General features: G+C 52.8%; 22 protein-coding genes. 13 read left to right on the top strand and 9 right to left on the bottom strand.

What is annotated here, in order from left to right; translation table 11 throughout:
• Positions 1-3: 3 nt before the first annotated feature.
• The 3 genes from OGX67_RS05770 to OGX67_RS05760 are packed head-to-tail and all read right to left on the bottom strand — an operon-like array spanning position 4 to position 2,688.
• Entirely contained in the window at positions 4-498 is a 495-nt protein-coding gene (locus OGX67_RS05770; protein ID WP_003837349.1) for a PTS sugar transporter subunit IIB, read from the bottom strand.
• An 11-nt stretch (positions 499-509) separates the two neighbouring features.
• Entirely contained in the window at positions 510-938 is a 429-nt protein-coding gene (locus OGX67_RS05765; protein ID WP_257651247.1) for a PTS sugar transporter subunit IIA, read from the bottom strand.
• A 4-nt stretch (positions 939-942) separates the two neighbouring features.
• Positions 943-2,688 (bottom strand): class I mannose-6-phosphate isomerase, encoded by a 1,746-nt coding sequence (locus OGX67_RS05760; RefSeq protein ID WP_257651246.1) that lies wholly within the window; start codon positions 2,686-2,688, stop codon positions 943-945.
• A 189-nt stretch (positions 2,689-2,877) separates the two neighbouring features.
• On the opposite strand from OGX67_RS05760, the gene OGX67_RS05755 reads away from it, so the two are divergent.
• From OGX67_RS05755 to caiF, 5 genes are all read left to right on the top strand, one after another.
• Entirely contained in the window at positions 2,878-3,885 is a 1,008-nt protein-coding gene (locus OGX67_RS05755; protein WP_003837354.1) for a LacI family DNA-binding transcriptional regulator, read from the top strand.
• A 133-nt stretch (positions 3,886-4,018) separates the two neighbouring features.
• Positions 4,019-4,840 (top strand): 4-hydroxy-tetrahydrodipicolinate reductase, encoded by an 822-nt coding sequence (gene dapB / locus OGX67_RS05750; protein WP_003018920.1) that lies wholly within the window; start codon positions 4,019-4,021, stop codon positions 4,838-4,840.
• A 456-nt stretch (positions 4,841-5,296) separates the two neighbouring features.
• Positions 5,297-6,445, top strand: coding sequence for a glutamine-hydrolyzing carbamoyl-phosphate synthase small subunit (gene carA / locus OGX67_RS05745; RefSeq protein WP_003018918.1), 1,149 nt, complete (start codon positions 5,297-5,299; stop codon positions 6,443-6,445).
• A gap of 17 nt (positions 6,446-6,462) precedes the next feature.
• A complete protein-coding gene (gene carB / locus OGX67_RS05740) occupies positions 6,463-9,690 on the top strand; it encodes a carbamoyl-phosphate synthase large subunit (protein ID WP_003018915.1) in 3,228 nt (1,075 codons plus the stop codon).
• Between the two features lie 273 nt (positions 9,691-9,963).
• Complete coding sequence (gene caiF / locus OGX67_RS05735; RefSeq protein WP_003018912.1) at positions 9,964-10,359, top strand: carnitine metabolism transcriptional regulator CaiF; 396 nt, start codon at positions 9,964-9,966, stop codon at positions 10,357-10,359.
• Positions 10,360-10,434: 75 nt separating this feature from the next.
• Here the strand turns inward: caiF and caiE are convergent, their stop codons facing one another.
• The 6 genes from caiE to caiT all read right to left on the bottom strand — a co-directional run bounded on the left by caiE (position 10,435) and on the right by caiT (position 17,511).
• On the bottom strand, positions 10,435-11,031 hold the full coding sequence (caiE, locus tag OGX67_RS05730; RefSeq protein ID WP_003845681.1) for a carnitine operon protein CaiE: 597 nt from the start codon (positions 11,029-11,031) through the stop codon (positions 10,435-10,437).
• Between the two features lie 6 nt (positions 11,032-11,037).
• Complete coding sequence (caiD, locus tag OGX67_RS05725; protein ID WP_003018906.1) at positions 11,038-11,823, bottom strand: crotonobetainyl-CoA hydratase; 786 nt, start codon at positions 11,821-11,823, stop codon at positions 11,038-11,040.
• 54 nt (positions 11,824-11,877) lie between these two features.
• Positions 11,878-13,431, bottom strand: a complete 1,554-nt coding sequence (gene caiC / locus OGX67_RS05720) for a crotonobetaine/carnitine-CoA ligase (RefSeq protein WP_257651245.1) — start codon at positions 13,429-13,431, stop codon at positions 11,878-11,880.
• A 61-nt stretch (positions 13,432-13,492) separates the two neighbouring features.
• A complete protein-coding gene (caiB, locus tag OGX67_RS05715; RefSeq protein ID WP_044699018.1) occupies positions 13,493-14,710 on the bottom strand; it encodes an L-carnitine CoA-transferase in 1,218 nt (405 codons plus the stop codon).
• Positions 14,711-14,816: 106 nt separating this feature from the next.
• Positions 14,817-15,959 (bottom strand): crotonobetainyl-CoA dehydrogenase, encoded by a 1,143-nt coding sequence (caiA, locus tag OGX67_RS05710; protein ID WP_003018898.1) that lies wholly within the window; start codon positions 15,957-15,959, stop codon positions 14,817-14,819.
• Between the two features lie 34 nt (positions 15,960-15,993).
• Positions 15,994-17,511 carry an L-carnitine/gamma-butyrobetaine antiporter gene (gene caiT / locus OGX67_RS05705; protein WP_003018896.1) on the bottom strand — a complete coding sequence of 506 codons (1,518 nt, stop codon included), beginning with the start codon at positions 17,509-17,511 and terminating at the stop codon, positions 15,994-15,996.
• A gap of 480 nt (positions 17,512-17,991) precedes the next feature.
• On the opposite strand from caiT, the gene OGX67_RS05700 reads away from it, so the two are divergent.
• The 8 genes from OGX67_RS05700 (at position 17,992) to kefC (ending at position 25,643) form a co-directional block, all read left to right on the top strand.
• Positions 17,992-18,762 carry an electron transfer flavoprotein FixA gene (locus tag OGX67_RS05700; RefSeq protein ID WP_003018893.1) on the top strand — a complete coding sequence of 257 codons (771 nt, stop codon included), beginning with the start codon at positions 17,992-17,994 and terminating at the stop codon, positions 18,760-18,762.
• Between the two features lie 15 nt (positions 18,763-18,777).
• Complete coding sequence (locus tag OGX67_RS05695) at positions 18,778-19,719, top strand: electron transfer flavoprotein subunit alpha/FixB family protein (protein WP_257651244.1); 942 nt, start codon at positions 18,778-18,780, stop codon at positions 19,717-19,719.
• Between the two features lie 48 nt (positions 19,720-19,767).
• Entirely contained in the window at positions 19,768-21,054 is a 1,287-nt protein-coding gene (locus OGX67_RS05690; RefSeq protein WP_257651243.1) for an FAD-dependent oxidoreductase, read from the top strand.
• Positions 21,051-21,338: a ferredoxin-like protein FixX gene (gene fixX, locus OGX67_RS05685; protein WP_000203736.1), complete on the top strand. Its 288-nt coding sequence runs from the start codon at positions 21,051-21,053 to the stop codon at positions 21,336-21,338. Before OGX67_RS05690 ends, fixX begins: the two co-directional genes overlap by 4 nt.
• A gap of 147 nt (positions 21,339-21,485) precedes the next feature.
• Positions 21,486-22,829 (top strand): MFS transporter, encoded by a 1,344-nt coding sequence (locus OGX67_RS05680; RefSeq protein ID WP_257651242.1) that lies wholly within the window; start codon positions 21,486-21,488, stop codon positions 22,827-22,829.
• A 91-nt stretch (positions 22,830-22,920) separates the two neighbouring features.
• On the top strand, positions 22,921-23,154 hold the full coding sequence (locus tag OGX67_RS05675) for a YgdI/YgdR family lipoprotein (RefSeq protein WP_003018880.1): 234 nt from the start codon (positions 22,921-22,923) through the stop codon (positions 23,152-23,154).
• Positions 23,155-23,257: 103 nt separating this feature from the next.
• Positions 23,258-23,788 (top strand): glutathione-regulated potassium-efflux system oxidoreductase KefF, encoded by a 531-nt coding sequence (kefF, locus tag OGX67_RS05670; RefSeq protein WP_003018878.1) that lies wholly within the window; start codon positions 23,258-23,260, stop codon positions 23,786-23,788.
• Positions 23,781-25,643: a glutathione-regulated potassium-efflux system protein KefC gene (gene kefC / locus OGX67_RS05665; RefSeq protein ID WP_003018875.1), complete on the top strand. Its 1,863-nt coding sequence runs from the start codon at positions 23,781-23,783 to the stop codon at positions 25,641-25,643. The genes kefF and kefC overlap by 8 nt, the downstream gene beginning before the upstream one ends.
• The last annotated feature ends 146 nt before the right edge of the window (positions 25,644-25,789 follow it).

Below are 25,789 nucleotides of genomic sequence, written 5' to 3'. Positions count from 1 at the left end.
TCCTTATTTCAGCTTCTGACGTGCGTCCTGCCAGCTGTAGCAACTGGCATCAGGCACCAGGCGAAACTCAACCAGGTGGCCATGCTGTGTCAGCCAGTCAAAGGCGGCAATTTCATCCCCGTTGACCGACTGATTCGGGCCGATGGTGGTGGTATCAGCACGAGCACTCATTGGACCCACATTAATCTTGCCGTTGGCATTTTTCAGGCTGATACCAGCTTCTTCAATGCGTTTGAGCGTCACGGGGGATTTGCCAATGACGAAATAACGTTTCTCGCTGGCAATGACTTTCGGCAGTTTTTCAATTGCGGTGGCCGTATCAAACAACCAGACTTTGGTGTCCTGCACAGCACCTTTCATCACCGAAGAGAGCAGAGGGTCGGCCGCGACGGCGTCGTCTATAGCGACAATTCCGTCACAGGGCAGCTCTTTGGCCCAACGTGTCACGAGCTGCCCATGGATTACGCGGTCATCGATACGTACAAAAGAAATACTCATAGTGGTTTCCTTTAAAAATCGTCGGACTGAACGGATAAAACCGGGACGGCTTTAATCAGCGTGGGTACCGTCAACGTCAACAGCTCGACGGCTGCGGCATGAACGTCCGTTAAATGGCAGATCTCTTCGCTTTGTAACAACATTGGGAAATTGACTCCCGCCACAACGGCAACAGGAGGAACCGTTTGTGCAGAAAACGCATGATGGCAGGCGACATTCCAGGGAGTACCGCTTTGCATGTCACACAGCACCAGAACGCCGTCAGCGCCTTTCCCGGCTCTGGCGAGGACCTGAGAAAACGTCTGCTTAAACCCTTCGATACCTGCCTGTTCACTCAGCGTGACGGGATAAACATGCGGTAATTCTCCGTAAACCATACGACCGCTGGCGAGAAGCGCTTCCGCCAGGGGACCATGGGTGGCAACAATAACGTTAATCATGCGCTTATCCTCTGACCCAGGCTTTAATCGTGGCAAGCTGTTGACCGATGCCTTTGCCAAACGGCGAAATGCGATACTCTCCAACGGCGGCTGGGATGATAAAGGTCTCTGCATAGTTGACGACAAACGGGGCAAACGCGCCGCTCGGGCTTTCGACAACGGCCTGAGCTCCTTCGACAAGGTTAAAGACGTTTACGCCGCCATGGGTATGGTGAGTGACCGGTGCCGTAAACCAGTGGCGACGCGTTTCGATAAATTCGCGTTCGTGCATCCCGGTTCTTTCTTCTCGCCAACCTTCTCCTTCAGCGATGGGGTCAATACGGTTGACCAGATTGTCGTGTACCCATTGCGTGTCACGTTGCCAGTCAATAACCTGTTGGCCGTGATCCAGATGCACCGGACGCGGTAAGCCGTCTAATCCTAAGCGACCCCAGTCCCACAGTTTGAAGGTGAAAATATACGGCGTTGCGCTGATCTCCAGCACCATGGTGCCTGCTCCTGAACAGTGGACGGTTCCGGCGGGGATCAGGAAGTGATCGTGTTTATGCGCAGGGATCTGGTTCACGAATCGTTCATCATCAAACGTTTTTTCACCACGCCCCGCTGCCCGGAGATCGTCGAGCATATCTTGCGGCGCGATCCCGGTTTTGGTGCCGAGATACACCACGGCGTCCGGCTCGGCTTCGAGGATGTAATAGCTCTCATCCTGGGTATAGTGCATGCCAAACTGCTGCTGAATGTATTCGGTGAGCGGATGAACCTGAAAGCTCAAATTCTGGCCACCAATGGTGTCAAGAAAGTCAAAACGGATCGGGAATTCCGCGCCAAAGCGCGCATGGACTTTTTCGCCCAGCAGTGGGCGGGGACAGGTCAGCACCAGATCCTGAGAGGGGATCTCGATCCGCACGTTGCCAAAACGCAGTAACAGGCTGTTTTCCTCGGGCACGCAATCAAAACACCACGCGTAATTGGGGGCTGAGGGATCGAGATCGAAGCGTTGTTTCATCCATTGCCCGCCCCAGACGCCAGGGTCAAAGAAAGGGACAACGCGAAACGGTTGTTGGGTGGTTTGTTGCAGACCGGCGCGTAGCGCGTCGCCGCTGACCATCGCGGGACTATTTTCTACCGTGGTATCGAGCAAATAATCGGCACGTTTGAGTAACGGCGTTTTGTGTTTGTCGAAGACCCGCCATTCAATGAAAAAAGCACGTTTGTAACGACGAAGAATATCTTCATCCTGGTTTTTTGCCCCCCAGTTACCCAGCCCGTCATGGCGCATGCGCTGCTGAATTTCCCAGCGCGGAAGGTCAGCATAAACCAGCACGTCACCCGGGTGTGCCAATGCAGCGCCAGAGCCGTATACCACGACCAACCCTTCACTAATGGCATCAATCTGTTGGCGGAGCTGGCTGAGTTTGTCGCTATCAAAAAATTCATCCAGGTGATGACAGGAAAGCACGCCGAATACGCGATCGTCGGTCAGGTTACGCGCCAGTAAATCATGCAGGGCCTGCTCATCGCGGCGGGCGGATTCAATATTCAGCACCAGTGCGGCATCTAATGTCGTAACGAGCTGTTGCTCCAGCTCGTCAAGCCGCACGCCCGGATAGCAATCCACGATCAATACGGTTTTGGCTGCGCCAGATACTTTGGTGTTAATCACTGAATGGATCGACGACCAACCCAGCCAGGCGTGGTTGTCATAGCCCTGAATGATAACCTCAGGGAATTTATTATAGGTTGTACGCATTTTCTGTCTCCGTGTTGGCTTATTTAAGATTAATCGATTAACCTTATTTTCATAGTGTGGTTAACGCGATTAACCCGCCATATTCAGGATCCAGTGCGGTGAAAAGCACGTTAGCGTGATGTGAATCACACGTAAAAAGACAAGATTTCGGTTATTCGATTAACCTTTGCAATAAATTCAGGAGAAGTCATGACAACAGTCACGTTGGCGCAGGTAGCGGAACGCGCGGGAGTCTCCACGGCAACCGTTTCAATGGTATTGCGTAACCGGGGGCGCATTTCTCAGGCCACGCGTGACCGCGTGCTCAAAGCGCTGGACGATACTGGCTACGTTTATAATCAAACCGCCGCCAACCTGCGTAACCGGAGCAGTAATCAGGTCGGATTGTTGTTACACGATATCACTAACCCTTTTTACGGTGAGATGACGGCAGGGCTGAGCCATGAGATGGAGCGGCATGACCTGCTGCTGTTTCTGGCAAACAGCGAAGAGTCAGGAGAACGGCAGCAAAAATTTGTCGACTCGTTGATGCGCAATAATGCCTGCGGCATGGTGCTCTGCGCGGCGCGTGAAACGCCGACATCCTTCTTCGAAGCGCTGAAACGGCGCAATATTCCCGCCATCATGGTGGTCCGTCCCCTTAGCGATCCTGATTTTGATTTTGTGGGCACCGATAACTTTCTCGGTACGCAAATGGCCACCACCCATTTAGTCAAAATGGGGCACAAGAATATTGCGTTTATTGGGGGGAGCCCAAGTTCCGGGAGCCGGGCGCAGCGTATAGGTGGATTCACCAGCACGTTGCTGGAGCATAGAATATCGCCTAATCCGGAATGGATAGTGGCGACGCAGGCCAGCCAAATTGATGGCGCAAAAGCGGCGGAGTCTCTTCTTCTGCGCTTCCCGCAAATTACCGCTGCCGTTTGTTATCAGGATATCGTGGCGCTTGGGGTCATGCAGGCATTACGTAAAATGGGGCGTGAACCAGGGCGCGATTTTGCGCTGGTGGGGTTCGACGACATCACCGAAGCGGCGCTGGTACAACCTGCGCTCACCACTGTGTCGGTGGCGGCAAAAGAGATTGGTCGCAAGGCTGGGGAGCTGCTTTACAGTCGCATTCAGGGAAATGACGAACCACCGAAACGTATTATTCTGCCACCTGCGCTGGTGGTCAGAGAATCATGTGGTTTTAGCTGATCGTCATGCCTTTTACTGATATCTCTGCCTGTTTATCATTAAATTCTAATTATCGACGTTTTCGGCTGGCGGCGCAGCGTTGCGCTGGTTAATCTGAAAACGATTTACGTAAAATTAACAAAAGAGAATAGCTATGCATGATGCACAAATCCGCGTTGCCATCGCGGGAGCCGGAGGACGCATGGGGCGTCAGTTGATTCAGGCCACTCTCGGCATGGAAGGCGTACAGCTGGGCGCGGCGCTGGAGCGCGAAGGTTCCTCCTTATTAGGAAGCGATGCCGGAGAGTTAGCGGGAGCCGGGAAAACGGGCGTTACCGTACAAAGTAGCCTTGAAGCGGTGAAAGATGATTTCGATGTTTTCATCGATTTTACCCGCCCGGAAGGCACGCTGACGCATCTGGCGTTTTGCCGCCAACACGGTAAAGGGATGGTGATTGGCACCACCGGCTTTGATGACGCGGGTAAACAGGCTATTCGTGATGCCGCGCAGGAGATTGCTATTGTTTTCGCCGCGAACTTTAGCGTCGGCGTGAACGTTATGCTTAAGCTGCTGGAGAAAGCGGCGAAAGTGATGGGCGATTACACCGATATTGAGATTATTGAAGCCCACCACCGCCATAAAGTTGATGCGCCGTCAGGCACTGCGCTGGCGATGGGCGAGGCGATTGCCGGGGCGCTGGATAAAGATCTGAAAGACTGCGCAGTCTATTCGCGTGAAGGTTACACCGGCGAGCGCGTACCGGGCACGATCGGCTTTGCCACGGTGCGGGCGGGGGATATCGTTGGTGAGCATACCGCGATGTTTGCTGATATTGGCGAGCGTATTGAGATCACGCATAAAGCGTCCAGCCGCATGACTTTTGCTAACGGCGCGGTGAGATCGGCAATTTGGCTAAAATCAAAGTCAAATGGTCTTTTTGATATGAAAGATGTGCTTGATTTACGTAATTTATAGCTTTTACTACCCTTCGTGATGTGGTTATTGTAATCATAATTAATTGATTACATGGGGCAATATTTTATTGCCCTTTTATTTTTTAGCTTTTGAATGTGTTTTTTCTTTTAAATGAGTGTTTGTATATGTTTTGTTGGGTGTTTATGTTATCTCAATGTAAATTTTGACCAAATGGTCCACTTTTTTCTCTCCCGTATTCTGTTTTTACACTCTTTGCCTACCGCAAGCGTTTTCTACCCCGAGTTAGCTGATCTTTTTGCCTGTTAAATCGTATGATTTATCCCAGTGGCGCAAAATAATAATAAAAATTACCCTTTTGGGTAGACTTTTACGTGGGCTATCTCTAGAATGCCGCCGTTTGCCAGAAATCCATAGGTAAGCAAATTTGCATTGATTCATGAGGTGTTAATGAATTAATATGCAAATAAAGTGAGTGAATATTCTCTGGAGGGTGTTTTGATTAAGTCAGCGCTATTGGTTCTGGAAGACGGAACCCAGTTTCACGGTCGGGCCATAGGGGCAACAGGTTCGGCGGTTGGGGAAGTCGTTTTCAATACTTCAATGACCGGTTATCAAGAAATCCTCACTGATCCTTCCTATTCCCGCCAAATCGTCACTCTTACTTATCCTCATATCGGTAATGTCGGCACCAATGAAGCCGATGCAGAATCTTCACAGGTACATGCGCAAGGCCTGGTCATCCGCGACCTGCCGCTGATTGCCAGCAACTTCCGCGATACCGAAGACCTCTCTTCTTACCTGAAGCGCCATAACATTGTGGCGATTGCTGATATCGATACCCGTAAGCTGACGCGTTTGCTGCGTGAAAAGGGTGCACAGAACGGCTGCATCATCGCGGGCGATAACCCGGATGCGGCGCTGGCACTGGAAAAAGCAAAAGCTTTCCCTGGCCTGAACGGTATGGATCTGGCGAAAGAAGTGACCACCGCGGAGCCTTATAGCTGGACGCAGGGGAGCTGGACGCTGGCGGGTGACCTGCCGGAAGCAAAATCTGCCGATGAACTGCCGTTCCACGTTGTGGCTTACGATTTCGGCGCTAAACGTAACATTCTGCGTATGTTAGCGGACCGCGGCTGCCGCCTGACGGTTGTACCGGCGAAAACCTCAGCAGAAGACGTTCTGAAGATGAATCCGGACGGTATCTTCCTGTCCAACGGCCCTGGCGACCCGGCGCCGTGCGACTATGCGATTACCGCGATTCAGAAATTCCTCGAAACCGATATTCCGGTATTTGGCATCTGCCTCGGCCATCAGCTGTTGGCGCTGGCGAGCGGTGCGAAGACCATTAAGATGAAGTTTGGCCACCACGGCGGTAACCATCCGGTAAAAGATATTGATAACAACACCGTGATGATCACCGCGCAGAACCACGGTTTTGCTGTAGATGAAGCCTCCATGCCTGCCAACCTGCGCGTGACCCACAAGTCACTGTTCGACGGCACCTTGCAGGGGATTCATCGTACCGACAAACCGGCATTCAGCTTCCAGGGGCACCCTGAAGCGAGTCCGGGTCCGCACGACGCTGCACCGCTGTTCGACCACTTTATCGAGTTAATTGAGCAATACCGTCAGTCCGCGAAATAATCAGGAGTAAAAGAGCCATGCCAAAACGTACAGACATAAAAAGTATCCTGATTCTGGGCGCGGGTCCGATTGTTATCGGTCAGGCGTGTGAGTTTGACTATTCCGGTGCACAGGCGTGTAAAGCCCTGCGTGAAGAGGGTTACCGCGTTATTCTGGTGAACTCCAACCCGGCAACCATCATGACCGACCCGGAAATGGCCGATGCCACCTACATCGAGCCAATTCACTGGGAAGTAGTACGCAAAATTATTGAGAAAGAACGTCCGGACGCGGTGCTGCCAACCATGGGCGGCCAGACCGCGCTGAACTGTGCGCTGGAGCTGGAGCGCCAGGGCGTACTGGCTGAATTCGGCGTGACCATGATTGGTGCAACGGCGGATGCCATTGATAAAGCGGAAGACCGTCGTCGCTTCGATATCGCGATGAAGAAGATTGGTCTCGACACCGCGCGTTCAGGCATCGCTCACACCATGGAAGAAGCGCTGGCGGTTGCCGCTGACGTTGGCTTCCCGTGCATTATCCGCCCTAGCTTCACCATGGGCGGCACCGGTGGCGGTATCGCCTACAACCGCGAAGAGTTCGAAGAAATCTGCGAACGCGGTCTGGACCTTTCCCCAACCAACGAGCTGCTGATTGATGAATCGCTGATTGGCTGGAAAGAGTACGAGATGGAAGTGGTGCGTGATAAAAACGACAACTGCATCATCGTCTGCTCCATCGAAAACTTCGACGCGATGGGCATCCATACCGGTGACTCCATCACCGTAGCACCTGCCCAGACGCTGACAGACAAAGAATATCAAATCATGCGTAACGCCTCGATGGCGGTACTGCGTGAAATTGGCGTGGAAACCGGCGGTTCTAACGTCCAGTTTGCGGTAAACCCGAAAAACGGTCGCCTGATTGTCATCGAGATGAACCCGCGCGTATCCCGCTCCTCGGCGCTGGCGTCCAAAGCTACCGGCTTCCCGATTGCGAAAGTCGCCGCCAAGCTAGCCGTAGGTTACACCCTCGACGAACTGATGAACGACATCACCGGCGGCCGTACTCCGGCCTCGTTTGAGCCGTCCATCGACTACGTTGTGACGAAAATTCCACGCTTCAACTTCGAAAAATTCGTTGGTGCTAATGACCGTCTGACCACGCAGATGAAATCTGTTGGTGAAGTGATGGCGATTGGCCGCACCCAGCAGGAATCGCTGCAGAAAGCGCTGCGCGGTCTGGAAGTGGGCGCGACCGGCTTCGACCCGAAAGTCAGCCTGGACGACCCGGAAGCACTGACTAAAATCCGTCGCGAGCTGAAAGACGCTGGCGCTGAGCGTATCTGGTACATCGCCGATGCCTTCCGTGCTGGCCTGTCCGTCGATGGTGTGTTCAACCTGACCAACATCGACCGCTGGTTCCTGGTGCAGATTGAAGAGCTGGTGCGTCTGGAAGAAAAAGTCATTGACCTTGGCATCAACGGCCTCGATGCTGACTTCCTGCGCGTACTGAAGCGCAAAGGCTTCGCTGATGCGCGTCTGGCAAAACTGGCCGGCGTTCGCGAAGCGGAAATCCGCAAACTGCGTGACCAATATAACCTGCACCCGGTCTACAAGCGCGTGGATACCTGTGCGGCGGAATTCGCGACCGACACTGCTTATATGTACTCCACTTATGAAGATGAGTGTGAAGCGAATCCGTCCGTCGACCGCGATAAAATCATGGTGCTGGGTGGTGGTCCAAACCGTATCGGTCAGGGCATTGAGTTCGACTACTGCTGCGTACACGCCTCTCTGGCGCTGCGCGAAGACGGTTACGAGACCATCATGGTCAACTGTAACCCGGAAACCGTCTCTACTGATTACGACACTTCCGACCGCCTGTACTTTGAGCCGGTAACCCTGGAAGACGTCTTGGAAATCGTGCGCATTGAGAAGCCGAAAGGCGTCATCGTACAGTACGGCGGCCAGACCCCGCTGAAGCTGGCGCGTGCGCTGGAAGCGGCAGGTGTACCGGTTATCGGCACCAGCCCGGATGCCATCGACCGCGCGGAAGACCGTGAGCGTTTCCAGCAGGCGGTTGACCGTCTGAAGCTGAAGCAACCGGCGAACGCTACCGTAACGGCTATCGAACAGGCTGTTGAGAAGGCGAAAGAGATTGGCTACCCGCTGGTGGTGCGTCCGTCGTATGTTCTCGGCGGCCGCGCGATGGAAATTGTCTACGACGAAGCCGACCTGCGTCGCTACTTCCAGACTGCGGTCAGCGTTTCTAACGATGCGCCGGTACTGCTGGACCGTTTCCTTGACGATGCGGTTGAAGTGGACGTGGACGCTATCTGCGACGGCGAAATGGTGCTGATTGGCGGCATCATGGAGCACATCGAACAGGCGGGTGTACACTCCGGTGACTCCGCATGTTCACTGCCAGCGTACACCCTGAGCCAGGAAATTCAGGATGTGATGCGTCAGCAGGTGCAGAAACTGGCCTTCGAACTGCAGGTTCGCGGTCTGATGAACGTTCAGTTTGCGGTGAAGAATAACGAAGTTTACCTGATTGAAGTGAACCCGCGTGCGGCGCGTACCGTTCCGTTCGTCTCCAAGGCAACTGGCGTACCGCTGGCGAAAGTTGCGGCGCGCGTGATGGCCGGGAAAACACTGGCACAGCAGGGCGTAACCAAAGAAGTTATCCCGCCGTACTACTCAGTAAAAGAAGTGGTGCTGCCGTTCAACAAATTCCCGGGCGTTGACCCGCTGTTAGGGCCAGAAATGCGCTCTACCGGGGAAGTGATGGGCGTAGGCCGTACCTTCGCGGAAGCGTTCGCCAAGGCACAGCTGGGCAGCAGCTCCACCATGAAAAAACAGGGGCGTGCGCTGCTCTCCGTTCGCGAAGGCGATAAAGAGCGTGTGGTTGACCTGGCGGCGAAACTGCTGAAGTTTGGTTTTGAGCTGGATGCAACGCACGGCACGGCGATTGTGCTGGGCGAAGCGGGTATCAATCCACGTCTGGTGAACAAGGTGCATGAAGGGCGTCCGCACATTCAGGACCGTATCAAGAATGGCGAGTACACTTACATCATCAACACCACCGAAGGTCGTCAGGCGATTGAAGACTCTAAGCTGATTCGCCGTAGCGCCCTGCAGTACAAAGTGCATTATGACACTACCCTGAACGGCGGTTTCGCGACGGCGATGGCGCTGAATGCCGATGCCACTGAGAAGGTGACCTCGGTACAGGAAATGCACGCGCAGATCAAAAAGTCATAAACAAAGAGTCCGGTGATAATTGCGTTAACCGGACCTGCAATATAATCTTGAAAGGGTTTCTGTAAAGAAACCCTTTTTTTATCTCTCGTAAGGTCATTCCTGGCCAAATGCAGTTTCATAACCACATTTTCAATGTAATAAGCACGATATTGCTCACACTAATCAACATTCAAGTCGCATACTATCTTTTATATCCACAATTTTAATATGGCTTAGTTTTTATTAATTTGGACAGGCCGTAGCCAGATTTTTAATTTGTGAAATGGTGTGCTTATGTGTGAAAAATATGTTGAAAGACCGCTTTATTTGTTAATTGCTGACTGGATGATGGCTGAAGATCGTTGGATCACCGCAAAAGAAATTTCCCGCCATTTTGATATTGAACACTGCAAAGCAATTAATACGCTCTCTTATATTCTGTCGGAAGTGGGAGAAATTGTTTGTGAAGTTAAGATGATCCCTAATCAGATTGCAGGCCGGGGCTGCCAGTGCCAGCGTCTGGTAAAAGTCATCAGTATTGATTCTCACCTCTACAACCGATTGAGCCACAATTTGCAGGAAAAAAAGGTGAGTGTGGCGAAAACGCCGCGGCTGTCTGCCGTTCCCCCAACAGAGCTCAACCGTGAGCAGAAATGGCAGATGATGCTCTCCAAGAGTATGCGTCGCTAATTGTCAGTTGCCTGATGGCGGCATAAACGGTGGTTGACGCGTAGGCCGGATAAGCGTGAGCGAATCCGGCATCAATTACTGTGCTGATTTGGGTTTTACGTCCGTCGTGCCTTTCAGGCGCGGCCGGTGTTCTTCGACTTGCGTTAATGGCTGCGTTTCGCGTAAACCTGTCCGGCAGCGGACCGCAAGATCCTGATACTCTTTGGTGTTTAACCGTTTCCAGTGCAGTTCCTGGTCCGTGACTTCACGCAATACGCGAGCGGGTGAGCCCACCAGCATCTGCCTTGCCTCCCCCTGAAATCCGGCTTTGACAAAGCTCATGGCTGCGACAATGCTCTCTTCACCAATCACTGCGCCGTCCATAATGACGCTGTTCATGCCGATCAGCGCATCTCTGCCCACTACGCAACCGTGCAGGATTGCGCCATGGCCGATATGCCCATTCTCATGCACGATGGTGTCAGTGTCGCAATAACCGTGCATGATGCAGCCATCCTGCAAGTTAGAACCTGCCTCCAGAATCAGGCGACCATAGTCACCGCGCAGTGAGGCATGCGGGCCGACGTAGACGCCAGCCCCCACGATCACATCACCAATCAACACGGCGCTGGGATGAACATACGCCTCTGGATGCACTACCGGAATCAGGCCTTCAAAGGCGTAATAGCTCATCGGTTATCAGCGTCCTTTCCACACCGGATCGCGTTTTTCTGCAAACGCCTGCGGTCCTTCAAGCGCATCTTCGGAGTGCAGCACTGACGGATAGTGCTTCAGCACGCCGCTGCGGATGTAGCGGTAGCCTTCTTCCACCGGCATTTCGCTGGTCGCACGATAAATCTCTTTCAGCGCGGCGATCGCCAGCGGGGCGCTATTCACTAGCTGCTGCGCCAGTTCGCGCGCACTATCCATCAGTTCGCTCTGGCTGACAACGCGGTTGACGATACCCCAACGCAGCGCTTCTTCGGCACTCATTCGTCTGCCAGTCATCACCATTTCGTTGACGATAGCCGGTGGCAGTAGCTTCGGCAGACGCAGAACGCCTCCGCTGTCAGGTACGATCCCGAGCTTGGCTTCCGGTAGCGCGAAGCTGGCATTTTCCGCGCAGACGATAAAATCCGCCGCCAGCGCTAATTCAAAACCACCGCCAAACGCATAGCCGTTTACCGCAGCGATGACCGGTTTATTGAGGTCGAAAATTTCGGTTAAACCGGCAAAGCCGCCTGGGCCAAAATCGGCATCCGGCGCTTCACCTTCAGCTGCCGCTTTTAAGTCCCAGCCCGCAGAAAAGAATTTCTCACCGCCGCCGGTGATTATCGCTACGCGTAATTCCGGGTCATCACGAAAATTAAGAAACGCTTCACCCATGGCAAAACTGGTTTTTGCATCAATGGCATTGGCTTTAGGCCGGTCGAGGGTAATTTCCAGAATCGGGCCGTTACGGGTCAGATGTAATGATTCACTCATAGTTCATCTCCAGATAAATAGATTTCCCGGCAGGAGGAATTCCTACCGGGAGGGTTATTTCAGATTTTTTTTGATTATTTTTCCTGAACAATTGCGCGGCAGGTCGGTTCTTATCTCCATAAACGAGGGAACCTTGAATTTCGCCATATTGTTTTCGCAGAAGCTGAAGAACTCGGCTTCGCTTAATGTTTCACCTTCATTAAGGACGATAAACGCTTTAATGGCTTCATCACGGATTGAATCTTTAATACCGACAACCACAATGTCCTGAATTTTCGGATGCGTAGAAATAATATTTTCCAGCTCGACGCAGGAGACATTTTCTCCGCCGCGTTTAATCATGTTGCAGCGTCTGTCGACGAAATAAAAATAGCCATCCGCATCCTGATAGCCCGAATCTCCGGTATGTAACCAGCCTTCAGGTTCCAGCGCTTTGGCGGTAGCCTCCGGCTGGGCATAGTACTCTTTGAAGATTGTTTTGCCCGGCACGCCTTTAATACAGATTTCGCCAATTTCTCCGGCGGGCAGGGGACGGTTGTGATCGTCACGGATTTCGGCTTCATAGCTAAATCCCACGCGGCCAATGGAGGGCCAGCGTCGTTTGTCACCGGGACGGTCGCCGATAATACCGACGATGGTTTCAGTCATACCGTAGGAGGTCAGCAGCCTGACGCCAAAGCGTTCGGTAAAGGCGTCTTTTTCCTGTGCTGATAAATTGAGATAGAACATTACTTCGCGCAGGTGATGCTGTCTGTCGGTTGGCGCGGCAGGTTGTACCATCAGCGTTCTGATCATCATCGGAATGCATTCGGTAACCGTCGCCTTATATCTATGCACCTGATTCCAGAACGCCCTGGCACTGTACTTCTCTAGCAGCACAAAGGTGCTGCCAGCGGAGAATGCGGGCATTGCGGCGGTACACTGACAGTCGATATGAAAAGCGGGCATCACCGTCATGTAGACGTCATCATCGCGCAGAGCGATTTGCCAGGAAGTGTAGTAGCCTGCAAAACGCAGGTTGTAGTGGGTAATCACCACCCCTTTAGGCCGTGAAGTGGTGCCTGAGGTAAACAGAATTTCCGCCGTATCGTCAGTGGATAACGCAGGTGTATAGCACAGCGTAGTCGACTGGCGGGATTGCAGTTGGGTAAAGTGGCTCACGCCGTCGTCAACCGGAAGCTGTTCGCCAATCAGACAGATATGATTAAGCGGTGTGGTATTTTCCAGCCGTATCTGGCGGTACATAGGATAAAACTGGGCGCTGGTGACCAGCAGGCTTACCTGGCTGTTTTGCAGGATCCAGGCACTTTCTTCGCCCAGTAAGCGGGCATTAATCGGTACCATAATGGCGCCAATTTTTGCCAGCCCAAACCAGCAAAAAATGAATTCCGGACAGTTATCCAGATGCAATGCGACCTTATCGCCCTTGCGGATCCCTAAGGAATGGAAAAGGTTTGCCGTGCGGTTAATCTCTTCATTGAGCGAGGCATAGCTAAACTGCCGAACGACTCCTTCGCAGGATTCGAAAATTAACGCCGTTTTATCTCCGTACACCCCGGCCAGGTCGTCCCACATCTGACGTAAGTTTTGTCCGCCAACGATATCCATATTGCTTTATCCACTGAAATCAGGCGTGAGCGCTAACCAATGAGCGGTCAGCGCGTCGCGTTTATTCCTCAACTCTGGCCAGGCCTTTGCCGACCAGCTCATTTATGTCTGCTTCGCTATAACCAATGTTTTTCAGAATGGCGGCAGTATCCATGCCATGTGACGGCATGCCACGCCAGATTTTCCCCGGGTTGTTTTTAAATTTCGGCATGATGTTTGGCCCTTTGCAGGTGCGGCCATCCATTGTTTGCCACTGAGTAATGGATTCACGGGCAACGTACTGCGGGTTGCCTTCCAGTTCCGGAATGGTCAGCACCTTCGCGCAGGCGATATTCAGCTCAGCAAAGCGCGCCTGGACTTCGGCGATGCTGTGTGTTGCCAGCCACGCGTCCAGTTTCTCTTCCACGAGCGGACCGTAAGGGCATTCCACGCGATGGATAAGCTGGGTACCTTCCGGAACTTCCGGCGTGCCAAGAATGTGGGCGAGGCCAATATCTTTGAAGCACTCGTTGATTTGCGTGATGCCGACCAGCTCCATGACGATATAGCCATCGGCGCATTTATACAGGCCGCAGCCAGCGTAATACGGGTCTTTGCCTTTGGTCATGCGTGGGCAAATTTCGCCGCCGTTGAAGTAATCCATCATGAAATACTGACCCATGCGCAGCATCACCTCGTACATGGCGATATCGATGCTTTCACCTTTACCCGTTTCGCGGACTTTGTGCAGAGCCGCCAGCGCCGCTGTCGTCGCGGTCATCCCGGAGAAGTAATCGGCGGTGTACGGGAAGGCTGGCATTGGCTGATCCACGTCACCGTTTTGGATCAGATAGCCGCTAAATGCCTGTGCGATGGTGTTATACGCCGGAAGATTGGTGTACTCCTCGGTACCAAACTGACCGAAGCCGGAAAGGTGGGCGATAACCAGTTTCGGGTTATGTTCCCACAGCACTTCATCGGTAATACCGCGGCGGGCAAAGGCCGGGCCTTTACTGGCTTCAATGAAAATATCGGTGGTTTCCATCAGCTTCAGAAACGCTTCCCGGCCTTCATCTTTGAAAATATTCAGCGACAGGGCATGCAGATTACGGCGTGAGAGCTGCGGATAGTTAGGTTGCACACGGATGGTATCGGCCCATGCGACGTTTTCAATCCAGATAACCTCAGCACCCCATTCGGCGAACATCTGTCCGGCGAACGGACCGGCAATTTCGATCCCTGAAAAGACAACGCGTACCCCGGAAAGCGGGCCGAAGGCTGGCATTGGTAAATGATTCATCATTTTTCTCCTGGCATTTTTTTTGTAGGCCCGGTAAGCGCAGCGCCACCGGGCATATTGCCGGATGGTGGCGTAAACGCCTTATCCGGCCTACGAAACGAACGAATCAACGGTATTGCTTCAATACCGCACGACCCAACGTCAGGATCTGCATTTCGTCAGAACCACCAGAAACACGGTCAACGCGCAGGTCACGCCAGAAGCGCGTGATGCGATGGTTACCCGCGATACCCACGCCACCCAGCACCTGCATGGCGGTGTCTACCACTTCAAATGCCGCGTTGGCGCAGAAGTATTTGCACATGGCCGCGTCGCCCGAGGTAATAGTGCCGTTATCTGCTTTCCATGCGGCTTCCAGCAGCATGTTTTTCATGGAGTTCAGTTTGATCGCCATGTGCGCGAACTTCTCCTGAATCAGCTGGAAACGGCCGATCGTTTCACCAAACTGTACGCGTTGGTTGGCATAACGCGCTGCGTCTTCAAAAGCGCACATTGCCGTACCGTAGTTGGTCAGTGCGACGAGGAAGCGTTCATGGTCAAACTCTTCTTTCACGCGGTTGAAGCCATTACCTTCCCGACCGAACATGTCTTTCTCGTCCAGTTCAACGTCATCAAAGGTGATTTCACAGCAGCTATCCATGCGCAGACCGAGTTTCTCCAGTTTGTTGACCTTGATACCCGCTTTGCTCATGTCAACAAACCACTCGGTATAAACAGGTTTATCCGGTGATGCACCATCTCTCGCCATCACTACAATGTACGGGGTATAGGCGCTACTGGTGATAAAGCACTTACTGCCATTAAGATAAACCTTACCATTTTTGCGTGTATAAGTGGTTTTCAGACTGCCAACATCCGATCCCGCTCCCGGTTCGGTAATTGCAGAGTTCCACATCTGCTTACCTGTTCCCTGGAACGCCATGATTTTATCGATTTGTTCCTGAGTCCCTTCACGCAGGAAGGTGTTAAAACCCCCCGGTAACTGGTACAGCACATAGGTTGGTGCGCCAAGACGTCCGAGTTCCATCCAGACGGCGGCAACGGTGACAAAACCGGCTTCCAGCCCGCCGTGTTCTTCCGGGATCAACAGGCTATCGATGCCCATATCTGCCAGTGCTTTTACAAAACGCTCAGGGTAGACGCTGTCGCGATCGCACTCGGCAAAATAAGCTTCCCAGTTCTCACTGGCCATCAGTTCACGAATACCGGCGACAAACAGTTCCTGCTCGTCATTTAAGTTGAAATCCATCTTTCAGCCTCTTGATCAATTGGGTTAATAAGAATTACTTGTCTTTCCAGTGCACTTTGGCGTCTTTAATAAAGGACAGCGTCACCATGATGTTGACGAAGAACAGCGGGCATCCTCCGGCGATAATTGCGGTCTGAATGGGCTTCAGCCCACCCAGCGCCAGCAGAACGATGCCGATGACGCCGACCAGAACGGACCAACCGATACGCACCAACAGCGGCGGTTCTTCACCATCACGAACTTCGCGACAGGTGGACATCGCCAGGGTGTAGGAGCAGGCGTTAATTAGCGTGACGGTGGCAATAAAGCAGAGGATAAAGAAGCCCCACATGGTGGCGGTGCTGAATGGCAAGGCGGCCCAGGTTTCGATAATGGCGCGCGCCACGCCGTGTTGTTCAATCAGCTGCGGGATGTTGAGAATGTTTTTATCCATCAGCAGCAGCGTGTTGCTGCCAAGGACTGTCCACAGGATCCAGGTGGAAGCGGTCAGGCCCAGCACCATCCCAAAGCACAGTTCACGTACGGTACGACCACGAGAAATACGCGCCAGGAAGATACTCATCTGGATGGCGTAAATGACCCACCACGCCCAGTAGAAAACAGTCCAGCCCTGCGGGAATCCGCCTTTGCCGATGGCATCGGTATAGAACAACATGCGCGGCAGATACATCAGCAGCATGCCGACCGAGTCGGTGAAGTAGTTCATGATGAAGCTGGCGCCGCTGACGATAAACACCCAGCCCAGCATCAGGAAGCTCAGGTAGCTACGCACGTCGCTGGCGATTCTGACTCCTTTTTGCAGGCCACAGGCTACGCAAATGGCGTTCAGAATGATCCAGCAGGTAATGATGATGGCATCTAATTGCAGCGTATGCGGAATACCGAACAGCCATTGCATACACTCGGTTACCAGCGGCGTCGCCAGACCGAGGCTGGTACCCATCGCGAAGATCAGCGCCACCAGGTAGAAGTTATCAACGATGGTGCCGAACAGCCCTTTCGCATGCTTTTCGCCCACTAACGGTACCAGCGTGGAGCTGGGACGGATGACGTCCATCTTGCGCACAAAGAAGAAATAGGCGAAGGCCACAGAAAGGAAGCTGTAGGTTGCCCACGGCAACGGCCCCCAGTGGAACAGGCTGTACGCCAGACCGATCTCTTTCGCACCCGTGGAATTGGGCTCCAAAGCGAACGGCGGGGTAGAGATATAGTAGTAGATCTCGATGGAACCCCAGAACAGCACCGCGGCGGATGTACAGGAGGCGAACATCATAAAAATCCAGCTGGCGGTACTAAACTCGGGTTTTTCGTCGCCTAATTTCTTTTTGGCATACGGGCCAAAGACTAACCAGAACCATCCGAAGAGCATGACGACCATATACCATTCGAATGCCCAACCCCAGACGTTGGTGACATAACTGAATACCGCATTAATAACGACGTTAGCGGCATCAAGATCTCTTACTGTTAGCCAACAAAGTATCCCAACAATTATTAATGGCGGAAAAAAAACCTTCGGTTCAATTCCCGATTTTCTCTTTTCATTTTTCATAAGTGAATTCCAGTGTGAAAACGAAATTTATTTAGCGTGCCCGTATGTGATCGTTTGTTTATTTATTATTAATGATTTGTTGATGACTTTTTAACCTCTGGGGCGCCTCAGTGAGTAACTCATAATGGGTATTCATTTCCGGCTATTCTGTTATCTGTGTCACACTTTTTCATGCTGGTTATTTTGTCTGGAAATCTAGATAATTTCTTTATTAATCATGATATTGACATTGGTTTTTTAACTTTTTTAAGTGACTGGCGTTCAATATTGTTGAACCAGCAGACAATATTGAAAATTTTCATATTTGACGTGATTCTTTCAATATTGGTGAGGCATGTAACACTATTGAAAGTTACGAATTTCAATGTGTGACATTTTCAATATTGGTGATTAAGGTTTTATTTCCGAATTAAAGAGCGTGATATCTGTATTTAACACCGCCGATATAAATACGTTTCCTTCATGATTTCTGGAGATGCAATGAAGATAATTACTTGCTACAAATGCGTACCTGATGAGCAGGATATTGCGATTAATAATGCTGATGGAACACTCGATTTCAGCAAAGCAGATGGCAAAATCAGCCAATATGATCTGAATGCGATCGAAGCGGCTTGCCAGTTAAAACAGCAGGTGGGAGAGGCTCAGGTTGTGGCCATGAGCGTCGGAGGCAAAGCGCTGACCAATGCAAAAGGGCGCAAAGATGTGCTTTCCCGTGGCCCTGATGAACTGATTGTTGTCATTGACGATCAATTTGAACAGGCGCTGCCGCAACAAACTGCCACTGCGCTGGCTGCCGCCGTGCAAAAATCCGGTTTTGATCTGCTTATTTGCGGCGACGGTTCTTCCGATCTTTATGCTCAGCAGGTTGGTCTGCTGGTGGGCGAAATGCTGGACGTGCCGGCGATAAACGGCGTGAGCAAAATCCTCTCTCTTACCGACAGCACTCTGACGGTAGAGCGTGAACTGGAAGATGAAGTTGAAACCCTGAGTATCCCGCTTCCGGCGGTTATCGCGGTCTCTACTGACATCAACACCCCTCAAATCCCTTCCATGAAAGCCATTCTTGGTGCGGCGAAAAAACCGGTTCAGGTTTGGTCACCTGCAGACATTGGGCTGAACAGCGTGCAGGCGTATTCCGCACAACAGGTTGCTGCGCCGAAACAGCGCGAGCGTCAGCGCGTTGTAATTGAAGGTGACGGTGAAGAACAGATTGCCGCGTTTGTCGAGAATCTTCGCAAAATCATTTAATTATCAGGGGATGTTATGAACAAATTTTCCAGTATCTGGGTATTCAGCGATACCCCTTCTCGTCTGCCGGAACTGATGAATGGTGCGCAGGCTTTAGGTGAAAAAGTTAACACGTTTGTGCTCAGCGATGCGGACAGCGCAACGGCATGTCATTTAGGCGCGGATCATGTCTGGCTGCTCAGCGGCAAACCAGAAGACCGTATGGTTGAAGACTACGCCGATGTGATGGCTCAGACCATTCGTCAGCAGAGCGAGGGCGGCGCGGTGCTGCTGCCGAATACACGTCGGGGAAAGCTGTTAGCGGCAAAGCTGGGCTTTCGCTTGTCGGCTGCAGTCTCAAATGATGCCAGCGCAGTCGCGGTGCAGGATGGAAAAGCGGCGATCAAACATATGGTCTACGGCGGCCTGGCGATGGGAGCAGAAACAATCGCTTCACCGTTTGCCGTGATCACTCTCAGTAGCGGAACGTTTGACGCGCAGCAACCGGATACCACCCGCAGCGGCGAGATGCATACCGTACAGTGGCAGGCTCCGGCCATTGTCGTAACCCGTACGGCAACTCAGGCGCGTCAGAGCAACAGCGTCGATCTCGACAAAGCCCGTCTGGTGGTCAGCGTGGGACGCGGTATTGGTAGCAAAGAAAATATCTCGCTGGCAGAAGCGCTGTGCCAGACGATTGGCGCTGAGTTGGCCTGTTCCCGTCCGGTGGCGGAAAACGAGAAGTGGATGGAGCATGAACGCTACGTCGGCATCTCCAACCTGATGCTTAAGCCTGAACTGTATCTGGCCGTGGGGATCTCCGGGCAGATCCAACATATGGTCGGTGCCAACGGCGCACAGACGATTTTCGCCATCAACAAAGACAAAAATGCGCCGATTTTTCAGTATGCAGATTATGGCATTGTTGGCGATGCGCTGAAGATCCTGCCTGCGCTGACGGCTGCCTTAGCGCGTTAAACCATTCGGGCAGGATGCGAAGGTATCCTGCCGCTGACAGGAGTACGTATGTCCGAAGATATCTTTGATGCCATCATCGTGGGTGCAGGTCTGGCTGGTTCGGTTGCGGCGCTGGTGCTGGCTCGGGAAGGTGCACAGGTGCTGGTTATCGAGCGCGGCAATTCTGCTGGCGCGAAGAATGTCACCGGTGGGCGCATGTATGCGCATAGCCTGGAGCGCATCATTCCCGGTTTTGCTGAGCAGGCCCCCATTGAACGCATAATCACCCACGAAAAGCTCGCCTTTATGACCGACAAAGGGGCGATGACCATCGACTATTGCAATGGTGAAGAGGCCGCATCGTCGCAGGTTTCTTATTCCGTCTTACGTAGCAAATTTGACGCCTGGCTGATGGAGCAGGCCGAGGAGGCTGGCGCCCAGCTTATCACCGGTATTCGTGTGGATAACGTTGTGCAGCGCGAGGGTAAAGTCGTGGGCGTGGAAGCCGACGGCGATATTCTGGAAGCCAAAGTGGTGATCCTCGCCGACGGGGTGAATTCTCTGCTGGCTGAAAAGCTGGGTATGGCAAAGCGCGTCGAGGCATCGTATGTTGCCGTCGGCGTAAAAGAGCTGATCGAACTGCCAAAATCGGTAATTGAAGATCGTTTCCAGTTACAGGGGAACGAAGGTGCAGCCTGCCTGTTTGCCGGATCGCCAACCGATGGATTGATGGGCGGTGGCTTTCTCTATACGAATGAAACGACCCTTTCTCTGGGGCTGGTCTGCGGCCTTCATCACCTGAAAGACGCGAAAAAATCGGTCCCGCAAATGCTGGAAGATTTCAAACAGCATCCGGCGGTTGCCCCACTGATCGCCGGTGGCAAGCTGGTGGAATATGCCGCGCACGTGGTACCTGAAGCCGGTATGAATATGCAACCTGAACTGGTGGGGGACGGTGTGCTGATTGCCGGTGACGCTGCCGGAATGTGTATGAACCTCGGCTTTACCATTCGCGGTATGGATCTCGCCATTTCCGCAGGCGAAGCGGCGGCGAAAACGGTGCTTTCAGCGATGAAGCGCGACGACTTTAGCAAGCAGTCGCTGGGTGAATACCGTCAGCATCTGGACGATGGCCCGATGCGCGATATGCGTATGTACCAGAAGCTTCCTGCTTTTCTTGATAACCCGCGCATGTTTACCGCCTATCCCGAAATGGCGGTCAGTATCGCACGCGACCTGTTCACCGTAGATGGTTCCGCCCCGGTGCCAATGCGTAAAAAAATCCTGCGCCATGCGAAGAAAGTGGGCTTCATCAACCTGATGAAAGATGGCCTGAAAGGAGTGACCGTATTATGACATCTCCCGTCAATGTGGACGTCAAACTGGGCGTCAATAAGTTCAATGTCGATGAAGACAGCCCACATATCATTCTCAAAACCGATCCTGATAAACAGGCGCTGGAAGTGCTGATTAAGGCCTGTCCAGCAGGGCTGTATAAAAAGCAGGACGACGGCAGCGTACGGTTTGATTACGCCGGATGCCTGGAGTGCGGAACGTGCCGCATTCTCGGGCTCGATACAGCGCTGGAAAAGTGGGAATACCCGCGAGGGACATTTGGCGTGGAGTTTCGCTACGGTTAATAAGTACGAGGTTGTGCACCCGTAGGCCGGATAAGACGCGCTAGCGTCGCCATCCGGCAATCATGTGACGCCAGTGCCGGATGGGGGCGTAAACGCCTTATCCGGCCTATAGATGACGCTTTGCCCGTGTTGAAACAGGAAGTCGCTATGCAGCAGCCCAGGAACTTTGATGACATCAAATTTACCTCTATTCACCGCCGGATAATGCTGTGGGGAAGCGGTGGGCCATTTCTGGATGGTTATGTGCTGGTGATGATTGGCGTAGCGCTGGAACAGCTCACGCCAGCATTGAAACTGGACGCACAGTGGATTGGTCTGCTGGGTGCCGGCACGCTCGCCGGTCTGTTTGTGGGGACGTCGCTGTTTGGCTACATTTCCGATAAAGTCGGGCGGCGCAAAATGTTCATCATCGATATTATCGCCATTGGCGTGATATCGGCAGCAACCATGTTTGTTTCCTCGCCCGTTGAGCTGTTGGTGATGCGCGTGCTGATCGGCATTGTGATTGGTGCCGATTATCCGATTGCTACCTCGATGATTACCGAGTTCTCCAATACCCGCCAGCGCGCTTTCTCCATCGGTTTTATCGCCGCGATGTGGTATGTCGGCGCCACCTGTGCCGATCTGGTCGGTTACTGGCTGTATGATGTTGAGGGAGGATGGCGCTGGATGCTGGGCAGCGCGGTGATCCCCTGTATTTTGATCCTGATTGGGCGCTTCGATCTTCCTGAATCGCCGCGCTGGCTGCTGCGTAAAGGTCGGGCGAAAGAGTGTGAAGCGATGATGATCAAACTGTTCGGCGAACCGGTGGTGTTCGACGAAGAGGCGCCGCAGGAGACGCGTTTTCTCCAGCTGTTTAACCGCCGTCATTTCCCGTTTGTCCTGTTTGTTGCCGCTATCTGGACCTGTCAGGTGATCCCGATGTTCGCCATTTATACCTTTGGTCCGCAGATTGTTGGACTGTTGGGGCTTGGTGCCGGGAAAAGCGCCGCGTTGGGCAATGTGGTGATAAGCCTGTGCTTTATGCTGGGGTGCATTCCGCCCATGTTCTGGCTCAATAGCGCGGGTCGCCGACCGCTGTTGATTGGCAGTTTTATTATGATGACGCTGGCGCTGGCTGTACTGGGGTTAATTCCTGATATGGGGGCGTGGCTGGTGGTGCTGGCATTTGCCGTGTACGCGTTTTTCTCGGGGGGACCGGGAAACCTGCAGTGGCTATACCCAAACGAGCTGTTCCCTACCGACATTCGCGCGTCTGCCGTCGGGGTGATTATGTCCTTAAGCCGCATCGGTACTATTGTTTCAACCTGGGCGCTGCCGGTATTCATCACCAAATACGGTATCAGCAATGTCATGCTGATGGGCGCAGGAATTTCGCTGATTGGCCTGCTTGTGTCCATCGCTTTCGCCCCGGAAACGCGAGGTCTGACGCTGGCGCAAACCAGTCAAATGACGATTCGCAGTAAGCCCGTGACCAGGGCGGGCTATTAGGAGTGTTCTGTATTTTCCCTGCAACTCAGTCAGTTAGCCTACAGTTAACTGGGTATATCACAGAAAACAACTGAAAAGCAGGGAGAACACCATGCAAAAACATATCCTGATCACCTCAATTTTTACCGCAGCAGCACTGTTTACCGTGGCCGGTTGTTCCTCAAACCAGGCGGTTAAAACCACCGATGGCAAAACAATCGTCACTGACGGCAAACCGCAGGTTGATGATGATACTGGTCTGGTGTCGTACAAAAATGCCCAGACGGGTAAGACGGAACAGATTAACCGCGATCAGGTTAAGGATATGAGCGAACTGGACAACTAGTTCAGTTTTCTCCATTCAGCCACTCAATAATATTGACTGTTAGCCTGTGGATTAAGTGACTAAACTCACTGTTATTACAATAATGCAGTGACACAGGCTAATCATGATTCTCATCATTTATGCGCATCCCTATCCGCAACATTCGCATGCGAATAAGCGGATGCTTGAACAGGCAAGGACGCTGGAGGGCGTGGAGATACGCTCGCTATACCAGCTCTACCCCGACTTCAATATCGATATTGCCGCTGAACAGGATGCGCTGGCGCGCGCTGATTTGATCATCTGGCAGCATCCGATGCAGTGGTACAGCACACCTCCATTACTCAAGCTGTGGATGGATAAAGTCCTTTCGCACGGCTGGGCGTATGGCCATGGTGGTACTGCGCTGCACGGTAAACAACTGCTGTGGGCGGTGACGACCGGCGGCGGTGAAAACCACTTCGATATTGGCTCCCATCCCGGATTTGATGTGCTTTCTCAGCCTTTACAGGCAACAGCGCTCTATTGCGGCCTCAAATGGCTGCCGCCGTTTGCGATGCACTGTACGTTTATCTGTGATGATGAAACGCTGCAAGCGCAGGCGCGTCACTACAAACAGCGTCTGATGGAATGGCAGGAGGCACACCATGGATAGCCATACGCTGATACAGGCGCTGATTTATCTCGGATCGGCGGCGCTGATTGTACCCATCGCCGTACGGCTGGGATTAGGGTCGGTACTGGGGTATCTCATCGCCGGATGTATTATCGGACCCTGGGGTCTGAGGCTGGTAACGGACGCCGAATCCATCCTGCATTTTGCGGAGATCGGTGTGGTACTGATGCTGTTTGTCATCGGTCTGGAGCTGGATCCGCAACGTTTGTGGAAATTGCGGGCATCGGTGTTCGGCGGCGGTGCGCTACAGATGGTGGTTTGCGGCGGCTTAATTGGTTTGTTCTGTATGTTCCTTGGCCTGCGCTGGCAGGTAGCGGAACTGATCGGCATGACGCTGGCGCTTTCCTCAACGGCTATCGCTATGCAGGCAATGAATGAACGCAACCTGATGGTTTCGCAAATGGGCCGCAGCGCGTTTGCCGTGCTGCTGTTCCAGGATATCGCCGCTATTCCATTGGTGGCGATGATCCCGTTACTGGCGGCGAGCGGCGCATCGACTACGCTTGGGGCGTTTGCATTGTCAGCCCTGAAGGTAGCGGGCGCACTGGTATTAGTGGTGGTATTGGGGCGTTATGTCACACGTCCGGCCTTGCGTTTTGTTGCGCGTTCGGGCCTGCGGGAAGTATTCAGTGCCGTTGCGCTGTTCCTCGTGTTTGGCTTCGGTCTGCTCCTGGAAGAGGTTGGCCTGTCGATGGCGATGGGGGCCTTTCTGGCCGGAGTGCTGCTGGCAAGCTCTGAGTATCGCCACGCGCTGGAAAGCGACATTGAGCCATTTAAAGGATTGCTGCTGGGACTGTTTTTCATTGGCGTGGGGATGTCTATCGACTTTGGTACGCTGATTGATAATCCCTTGCGCATTATCATTTTGCTGGTCGGTTTCCTGGTTATCAAAACCGTCATGCTGTGGTTGATAGCGAAACCGTTGCAGGTGCCGAACAAGCAGCGTCGCTGGTTTGCCGTATTGTTAGGGCAGGGCAGTGAGTTTGCCTTTGTGGTGTTTGGTGCGGCGCAAATGGCAAATGTGCTCGATCCTGACTGGGCGAAATCGCTGACACTGGCGGTGGCGTTGTCGATGGCGGCTACGCCGATTTTGCTGGTGATTTTGACGCGTCTGGAAAAATCGGCGACTTCGGAAGAGCGGGAAGCCGATGAAATCGATGAGGAGCAACCGCGGGTGATCATCGCTGGATTTGGACGATTTGGCCAGATAACCGGTCGTCTGTTGTTGTCGAGTGGGGTCAAAATGGTGGTTCTTGATCATGACCCGGACCATATCGAAACTCTGCGTAAATTCGGGATGAAGGTTTTCTATGGCGATGCGACCCGGATGGATCTGCTGGAGTCTGCCGGGGCGGCGAAAGCTGAAGTCATTATTAATGCCATTGACGATCCGCAAACCAGCCTGCAGTTAACCGAAATGGTGAAAGAGCATTTCCCGCATCTGCAAATTATTGCTCGTGCGCGCGATGTGGATCATTACATCCGCCTGCGCCAGGCGGGCGTGGATATGCCGGAACGCGAAACCTTTGAAGGTGCACTGAAGACCGGACGTCTGGCGTTGGAGGGGCTCGGGCTTGGGCGCTATGAGGCACGTGAGCGGGCCGACGTATTCCGCCGATTCAATACCATGATGGTAGAGGAGATGGTGAAAGGGGAAAATGACGCGACTTCCCGCGCGGCCGTTTATAAACGCACCAGCGCAATGCTGAGTGAAATTATTGCGGAAGATCGTCAGCACTTATCGTTAATTCAACGCCATGGCTGGCAAGGCACGGATGAAGGTAAGCATACGGGCGACGTCGCCGATGAGCCGGAAGTGAAACCGTCAGCATAGGGTAAAAAATGTGATGTTCTGCAAACTTTACTGCTAATTGGCTGTTTTTGAACTACTGTAATGCTGGCGTACCACCTTAAATAGGTCGGTTCGCCAGCAGAACGGAAAATTTTCCTGTTCATCCTCTTTCCGCCAGTCGACGAAAG

It is taken from the genome of Citrobacter sp. Cf118 (genome assembly GCF_030334095.1).
GTDB classification, from domain to species: Bacteria; Pseudomonadota; Gammaproteobacteria; order Enterobacterales; family Enterobacteriaceae; genus Citrobacter; species Citrobacter freundii.
This window is presented reverse-complemented; position numbering and strand designations above follow the sequence as displayed.

Bases quoted from the DNA above. Each gene is read 5' to 3' on its own strand.
- dapB (WP_003018920.1), top strand. From the start codon at position 4,019: ATGCATGATGCACAAATCCGCGTTGCCATCGCGGGAGCCGGAGGACGC.
- OGX67_RS05765 (WP_257651247.1), bottom strand. From the start codon at position 938: ATGATTAACGTTATTGTTGCCACCCATGGTCCCCTGGCGGAAGCGCTT.
- OGX67_RS05770 (WP_003837349.1), bottom strand. From the start codon at position 498: ATGAGTATTTCTTTTGTACGTATCGATGACCGCGTAATCCATGGGCAG.
- caiC (WP_257651245.1), bottom strand. From the start codon at position 13,431: ATGGATATCGTTGGCGGACAAAACTTACGTCAGATGTGGGACGACCTG.
- OGX67_RS05695 (WP_257651244.1), top strand. From the start codon at position 18,778: ATGAACAAATTTTCCAGTATCTGGGTATTCAGCGATACCCCTTCTCGT.
- OGX67_RS05690 (WP_257651243.1), top strand. From the start codon at position 19,768: ATGTCCGAAGATATCTTTGATGCCATCATCGTGGGTGCAGGTCTGGCT.
- caiT (WP_003018896.1), bottom strand. From the start codon at position 17,511: ATGAAAAATGAAAAGAGAAAATCGGGAATTGAACCGAAGGTTTTTTTT.
- OGX67_RS05700 (WP_003018893.1), top strand. From the start codon at position 17,992: ATGAAGATAATTACTTGCTACAAATGCGTACCTGATGAGCAGGATATT.
- OGX67_RS05675 (WP_003018880.1), top strand. From the start codon at position 22,921: ATGCAAAAACATATCCTGATCACCTCAATTTTTACCGCAGCAGCACTG.
- OGX67_RS05755 (WP_003837354.1), top strand. From the start codon at position 2,878: ATGACAACAGTCACGTTGGCGCAGGTAGCGGAACGCGCGGGAGTCTCC.
- caiD (WP_003018906.1), bottom strand. From the start codon at position 11,823: ATGAGTGAATCATTACATCTGACCCGTAACGGCCCGATTCTGGAAATT.
- fixX (WP_000203736.1), top strand. From the start codon at position 21,051: ATGACATCTCCCGTCAATGTGGACGTCAAACTGGGCGTCAATAAGTTC.
- caiA (WP_003018898.1), bottom strand. From the start codon at position 15,959: ATGGATTTCAACTTAAATGACGAGCAGGAACTGTTTGTCGCCGGTATT.
- kefF (WP_003018878.1), top strand. From the start codon at position 23,258: ATGATTCTCATCATTTATGCGCATCCCTATCCGCAACATTCGCATGCG.
- OGX67_RS05680 (WP_257651242.1), top strand. From the start codon at position 21,486: ATGCAGCAGCCCAGGAACTTTGATGACATCAAATTTACCTCTATTCAC.
- carB (WP_003018915.1), top strand. From the start codon at position 6,463: ATGCCAAAACGTACAGACATAAAAAGTATCCTGATTCTGGGCGCGGGT.
- OGX67_RS05760 (WP_257651246.1), bottom strand. From the start codon at position 2,688: ATGCGTACAACCTATAATAAATTCCCTGAGGTTATCATTCAGGGCTAT.
- caiF (WP_003018912.1), top strand. From the start codon at position 9,964: ATGTGTGAAAAATATGTTGAAAGACCGCTTTATTTGTTAATTGCTGAC.
- caiB (WP_044699018.1), bottom strand. From the start codon at position 14,710: ATGAATCATTTACCAATGCCAGCCTTCGGCCCGCTTTCCGGGGTACGC.
- caiE (WP_003845681.1), bottom strand. From the start codon at position 11,031: ATGAGCTATTACGCCTTTGAAGGCCTGATTCCGGTAGTGCATCCAGAG.
- kefC (WP_003018875.1), top strand. From the start codon at position 23,781: ATGGATAGCCATACGCTGATACAGGCGCTGATTTATCTCGGATCGGCG.